At 49.9% G+C, this 461-nt stretch carries 1 protein-coding gene; it reads left to right on the top strand.

What is annotated here, in order from left to right:
- Window positions 1-42 precede the first annotated feature (42 nt).
- Window positions 43-402: a hypothetical protein gene (locus AB4496_RS28430; protein WP_102257885.1), complete on the top strand. Its 360-nt coding sequence runs from the start codon at window positions 43-45 to the stop codon at window positions 400-402.
- The last annotated feature ends 59 nt before the right edge of the window (window positions 403-461 follow it).

Genomic DNA, 461 nt, shown 5'->3' with positions numbered 1-461 from the left:
GTATGCCCTTAGCCAAACACAACAAGGTGGCAGGTAGGGAAACTGCTCAATCAAAACAAAGCTGAGGCGTTAAAGCGTAAAGATGAACTCGAAAGTGAGAAGCATCAGGCGAGGGTACGGCGATTACAAAATGGTGAAGAGCAGGCCAGTAGCCTTGATGATATCAGCATTCGAGAGCGGGGGGTCAAAGACGAATTCATTCTCTTAGTGGTGTTTGTGCCGCTCATCCTATCGTTTATCCCTAATTACGCCCCTTATGTTGAGCAAGGCTTTAACGCGTTGCAGCGTATCCCCAGTCCGTATTGGTTTGTGGTGGGTGCTGTCGTAGTTGATACGCTCGGAGTGCGTGCGATGGTGCGTTATCTCCTCGAGTTTTATGTCTCGCGCTGGAAGGGCAAATGATGGGTTTTCTCGACACACTGATTATTGCGTTCATGACCGGCGGAGTCTCAAGCCTTGGC

The organism is Vibrio sp. 10N.222.46.A1, from assembly GCF_041473595.1.
Taxonomy (GTDB): Bacteria; Pseudomonadota; Gammaproteobacteria; order Enterobacterales; family Vibrionaceae; genus Vibrio; species Vibrio tasmaniensis_A.
Note: the sequence above shows the minus strand (reverse complement) of the source record. Positions and strands in the feature narration are given on the sequence as shown.